Annotated in this window: 1 pseudogene; it reads left to right on the top strand. The window is 48.2% G+C overall.

The features are described from left to right. Positions 1–639: pseudogene (locus tag R7040_RS27430) on the top strand (hypothetical protein); the annotation flags it as partial.

Here is a 639-nt window from a genome sequence, read left to right as displayed (position 1 = left end):
GCGTTGCTTTGGATCGTGATGCCTCACCCCATTTTGATTGTGGCAGTGTGCTTTGCACCGTTGGCATTGCTATTCGTCCTCAATCAAACCTTTTGGCTCGTGACACTGTTCGTTATCTTCTCTTTTTTCCGCATTCACGAAGCGTTTCCTGCCATTTACAGCTTTAAAATTCCATTGCTTTTATCCCTTGGCGCGTTAGCTGCGCTAGCTTTTCATCTACTGCTAAGTCGTCAACTTACGGCATTCTGGCACCCTTCACTCAAGTGGCTGTGCATTTTCTGGGGGCTAGTTATCATCGGGATTGTGTTCGCCTCTAGCCGAGATATTGCCATCACTGTATTTAAAAATACGTATTGGAAAATCATTGTGATGACCTTGGCGATCACTTGGCTGATCACCAAACCGCAGCAGCTAGCTCAAATGTCCCGAGCGATCATCGTCGCCGGCATGTTGATTGGGTTAGTCGCGCTTAACAACGCAGCGAACGGCATTGATTTAGTCGAAGGCACTCGCGTGTCGATTGGGCGTTCCATTGGTTCAGTGCTGGGCGACCCTAACGATTTGGCACTCGTGTTGATGTTTCCTCTCGCCTTTACAGTTAGTCAATTGATGGAAAAGCGCTCGCCAACTCTGTTACGA

This window comes from Vibrio sp. 1069 (assembly GCF_033340555.1).
Note: the sequence above shows the minus strand (reverse complement) of the source record. Positions and strands in the feature narration are given on the sequence as shown.